We start from the raw sequence: 4,169 nt of genomic DNA, 5'->3' as shown, positions 1-4,169 counted from the left end.
TGCTACGCCGTCTGTGCCGCCGTTCAGAGTAACTCTCTGAGGATCAGCGTTCAGGTATGCTTTGAAGCCGTTAACGAAATCTTTTGCCATGGGTGTGGATTCGTCGTTTTCATCGAAGAATGTGGAGAATACAACGCCTTCCGCTGCGGAACCGGCTGCCATAACGATGGATTCATTTTCCCATGTGTCGGAAGCGATGATCTGTGCTGTTACGCCGTTCGCCTGAGCCTGAGGCAGGATCAGAGTTGCTGTAGCGATGGAGCAGGGGATGAATACTGTTTCAGCGCCGGATTCTTTTACAGATGTCAGAATAGCGTTGAAGTCGGATTCGTTTGTCTGGTATGTTTCGTCAGCAACGATTGTGCCGCCCAGAGATTCGAATGCCTGTTTGAAGTATGCTGCCAGACCTGTGGAGTAGTCATCGCCGTTCTGGCTGATCACAGCTGCTGTTTTGTAGCCCTGGTCTACTGCAGCGTAGGATGCCATTACTGTACCCTGGAAAGGATCCAGGAAGCATGTTCTGAAGTAGAAATCGTTACCCAGTGTTACCTGAGGGTTTGTGCAGGAGCAACCGATGGCGGGAACGCCTGCTTCAGCAAATGTCTGACCGGCTGCGATGGAAACGCCGGAACCGTAGGAACCGATAACGCCGACAACGCCGGAGGAAATCAGAGACTGTGCAGCTGTAACTGCTGCTGTTTTGTCGGACTGGTTGTCAACTTCTACCAGTTCGATGTTGTATGTTGTGCCGTTGATATCAACTGTGGGCGCAACTGTGTTTGCGTAACGGATACCCAGAACTTCCTGCATACCGCCGCCGCCGTTTTCACCTGTTGTGGGTTCGAAAACGCCGATTTTGATTGTGTCACCGCTGATGGGTGTACCTGCAACTGCGGGTGCGTCGGAACCGCCGCCACATGCTGCCAGAGACAGTGTCATCACAGATGCCAGTGCCAGAGCAATAAACTTTTTCATAATTTACAACCTCCCGTAAAATAGGTTTCGGTAAGCATCAAACCGAAAACTGTTGTTTTGGTGTTTTGACTATGTATCCTGCGATTGTCTGTGCAAGAAAAACAGATGCTTTCACCATTATTCAAAATATACCATAAAACCTGCAGAGAATCAACACAGGTATGATTTTTTTACATAATTATACTGCTAAAATTCTCTGATGCATATCAAAAGGAACAAACGGAATATTTATGCTTTCCTTTCTGCGGATATGGTTTTTTTCTGTTCCAGGGTAGCGAAAGACGATTTTTTTGTTTATAATATTTCTGTTACAGAAAAAATGACCGCATCGTTCGGAAAAAAGATAGAGGAACAGAAGGGAAAAAGGGAGGAAATGGTATGAGCAGAGCAGATGAAATTTTCAAGGCCAATTGCAGACAGATCTTAGAAAGCGGTTTTTCCACGGAAAACGAGATTGTGCGTGCCAAATGGGAGGACGGTACGCCTGCCCATACGATCAAAACCTTTGGGGTGGTAAACAGATACAACCTGCAGGAAGAATTCCCCATGATGACCCTGCGCTATACCAACTGGAAAAATGCCATCGATGAGATCCTGTGGATCTGGCAGAAAAAATCCAATAAGGTATCCGAACTGAACAGCCATATCTGGGATGCATGGGCCAATGCAGAAGGCAATATCGGCAAGGCCTATGGCTATCAGCTGGGTGTGAAGTATAAATTTGCTCACGGCGAAATGGATCAGGTGGATAACGTGCTGTGGCAGCTGAAAAACACACCTGCTTCCAGACGTATCATGACAAATATCTATAATTTTGCGGACCTGACAGAAATGGGACTGGAACCCTGTGCCTACAGCATGACTTTCAACGTGACGGACAACAAATTGAACGGCATCCTGAACCAGCGTTCTCAGGACACCCTGACTGCAAACAACTGGAACGTAGTGCAGTACTGTGCGCTGCTGATGATGTTTGCGCAGGTAAGCGGTCTGGAACCCGGCGAATTCATCCATGTCATTTCCGATATGCATATCTATGACAGACATATCGATATGGTAAAGGAAATGCTGGAAAGAGAACCCCTGCCCGCACCTAAGGTGAGATTGAATCCGGAAATCAAGAATTTCTATGATTTTACCGTGGATGATTTCATCGTGGAAGATTATCAGTACCACAAATCTCTGGGCAGAATCCCTGTAGCCGAATAAGGAGGTTGACCATGGATTTAATCGTAGCAGTAGATGAAAAATGGGGCATCGGCAAGGACGGCGACCTGCTGCATCCCATTTCCGCGGATCTGAAATATTTCCGTCAGAAAACCACAGGCAATGTGCTGGTCATGGGCAGAAAGACGCTGGAATCCTTTCCCAATAAAAAGCCTCTGCCCAACAGAGTGAATATTGTTCTGACAAATAATAAAAATTATGAAGCGGAAGGTGTGGTGCTGTGCCACGGCATTGACGAATTGCCCGCAATTCTGAAAGATTATACAGATAAACAGATTTTTGTTGCAGGCGGCGGCACCATCTATGAACAGCTGCTGCCCCAGTGCGAAACAGCCTATGTGACAAAAATCTACGAAGCATACGAAGCGGATACCCATTTCCCTGATCTGGATGCACACCTGGACTGGGTACTGGCAGAAAAAGGCGAACTGCAGGAGGAAAACGGCGTACAGTTTTCTTTTGATATTTACAGAAAGAAATAAGGAAAGCAGAGTCGTATCCTGTATACAAACCTACGAAAAAAGCGCAGATTTCGTCTGAAAACTGACGGAATCGACAAAATATCGGAAAATCCAAAAGCCCCCTTGAATAGGGGGTTTTTTAGTGATAAAATCATTCTAATATAAACTTAAAGTTAAATTGGCGTACTATACAGCAAAACCAGAAAACATAAATAGGAGGAGAATCAAAATGGCAACTTTTTTCACAGAACCTTCCAGAACTTTTAGTGAATTCCTGCTTGTTCCCGGCTATTCTACAAAAGAATGTATGGTGGACAACGTAAGCCTGAAAACACCCGTCGTTAAATTCAAAAAAGGCGAAAAACCCGCACTGGAAATGAACATCCCTCTGGTATCCGCAGTTATGCAGGCGGTATCCGATGACAAAATGGCAGTGGCTCTGGCGAAAGAAGGCGGCATTGCGTTCATTTATGGTTCTCAGCCCATCGAAGCACAGGCTGCAATGGTAGCAAGAGCAAAATCCTACAAGGCTGGCTTTGTTGTGTCCGATTCCAACATCAGCCCCGAAGGCACACTGAATGATATTCTGGCTCTGAAAGCAAGAACAGGCCATTCCACAGTAGCTGTTACAACAGACGGTACGGCGCAGGGCAAACTGGTAGGTCTGGTAACAAGCAGAGACTACCGTGTGAGCCGTATGGAAGGCACAGAACTGGTAAAAGATTTCATGACACCTATGTCTGAACTGATCTGGGCTCCCTCCGGCACATCTTTGAAAGAAGCAAACAACATCATCTGGGATAACAAGATCAACCAGCTGCCTATCGTAGATGCAGAAGGCAGACTGGAATATCTGGTATTCCGTAAAGACTATGCAAGCCATAAAGAAAACAAAGACGAACTGCTGGATGCACACAAACGCTATGTAGTAGGTGCAGGGATCAATACAAGAGACTACAAAGAAAGAGTTCCCGCTCTGGTAGAAGCAGGCGTTGATATCATGACAATCGACTCTTCCGAAGGTTACAGCGAATGGCAGAAAGATACTCTGGAATGGATCAGAGCAACATACGGCGACTCCGTAAAAGTTGGTGCAGGTAACGTTGTAGATGCAGAAGGTTTCCGTTTCCTGGCAGAATGCGGTGCAGACTTCGTTAAAGTAGGTATCGGCGGCGGCTCCATCTGTATCACTCGTGAACAGAAAGGTATTGGCCGTGGTCAGGCTTCTGCTGTGATCGAAGTAGCACAGGCAAGAGACGAATACTTCAAAGAAACAGGGATCTATGTTCCCATCTGCTCCGACGGCGGTATCGTATATGACTACCACATGACACTGGCACTGGCAATGGGTGCAGACTTCATCATGCTGGGCAGATACTTCGCTCGTTTCGACGAATCCCCCACAAACAAAGTGAACATCAACGGCACTTACATGAAAGAATACTGGGGCGAAGGTTCCGCAAGAGCAAGAAACTGGCAGAGATATGACATGGGCGGCGACGCAAA

At 46.6% G+C, this 4,169-nt stretch carries 4 protein-coding genes; 3 read left to right on the top strand and 1 reads right to left on the bottom strand.

What is annotated here, in order from left to right:
* Positions 1-975: ABC transporter substrate-binding protein (locus ACJMLT_RS00290; RefSeq protein WP_405724850.1), on the bottom strand; the 975-nt coding region annotated here is incomplete at its 3' end.
* A 378-nt stretch (positions 976-1,353) separates the two neighbouring features.
* Here ACJMLT_RS00290 and thyA point away from each other — a divergent pair.
* The 3 genes from thyA to ACJMLT_RS00275 all read left to right on the top strand — a co-directional run.
* Positions 1,354-2,184: a thymidylate synthase gene (gene thyA, locus ACJMLT_RS00285; protein ID WP_405724847.1), complete on the top strand. Its 831-nt coding sequence runs from the start codon at positions 1,354-1,356 to the stop codon at positions 2,182-2,184.
* A gap of 11 nt (positions 2,185-2,195) precedes the next feature.
* Positions 2,196-2,684, top strand: a complete 489-nt coding sequence (locus ACJMLT_RS00280) for a dihydrofolate reductase (RefSeq protein WP_405724844.1) — start codon at positions 2,196-2,198, stop codon at positions 2,682-2,684.
* A 208-nt stretch (positions 2,685-2,892) separates the two neighbouring features.
* On the top strand, positions 2,893-4,169 hold a 1,277-nt coding region (locus tag ACJMLT_RS00275; protein ID WP_405724841.1), incomplete at its 3' end, for an IMP dehydrogenase.

It is taken from the genome of Anaerotignum sp., assembly GCF_045122575.1.
Taxonomy (GTDB): domain Bacteria; phylum Bacillota; class Clostridia; order Lachnospirales; family Anaerotignaceae; genus Anaerotignum_A.
The sequence above is the reverse complement of the archived record's forward strand: the minus strand, read 5'-3'. Positions and strand labels throughout refer to the sequence as shown.

Bases quoted from the DNA above. Each gene is read 5' to 3' on its own strand.
- thyA (WP_405724847.1), top strand. From the start codon at position 1,354: ATGAGCAGAGCAGATGAAATTTTCAAGGCCAATTGCAGACAGATCTTA.
- ACJMLT_RS00280 (WP_405724844.1), top strand. From the start codon at position 2,196: ATGGATTTAATCGTAGCAGTAGATGAAAAATGGGGCATCGGCAAGGAC.